The sequence below is a fragment of the Pseudomonas sp. KB_15 genome, assembly GCF_052114525.1.
In the GTDB taxonomy this organism is placed as follows: Bacteria; Pseudomonadota; Gammaproteobacteria; order Pseudomonadales; family Pseudomonadaceae; genus Aquipseudomonas.
Genome location: NZ_JBFREX010000197.1, coordinates 1 through 464, shown reverse-complemented (window position 1 = coordinate 464; position 464 = coordinate 1). Strand labels below are relative to the sequence as shown.

The following is a 464-nucleotide window of genomic DNA, read 5'->3' as shown; positions in this document are numbered from 1 at the left end:
CAGCAGGATGAAAAGTCCAATCGCGAAGGAAATCAGTCGGTTCATGACGGGTCTCCTCAGCGCGAATCGCGGTCGCGGTTGCGCATGCCTTCGCGCGACCGGATGTCGGTGCCTGCCTCGGGCACGGGCGGTGCGCTCGTGCCCGGCGTCGGCGCGGGCGTGGCGGCGGTGCCTTGCACCTGCGACATCAGCTTGTCCAGCGGCAGGTACAGCAGGTTGTTGCCGCCCTTGGCGTCGATGAGGATCTTGTTCGTGTTGGCGTAGATCTGCTGCATGGTTTCCAGATAGATGCGATCACGCGTCACCTGCGGCGCCTTCGCGTATTCCGTCTGCACCGAGCGGAAACGGGCCGCATCACCCTCGGCCTGCGCCACCACGCGGGAGCGGTAGCCCTCGGCCTCTTCCTTGAGGCGGGCGGCAGTACCCTTGGCACGCGGCAGGATGTCGTTGGCGTACGACTGGCC

Annotated in this window: 1 pseudogene; it reads right to left on the bottom strand. The window is 65.9% G+C overall.

The features are described from left to right. Window positions 1–56 precede the first annotated feature (56 nt). Window positions 57–464, bottom strand: a pseudogene (locus AB4Z35_RS30435) (FtsH protease activity modulator HflK); the annotation flags it as partial.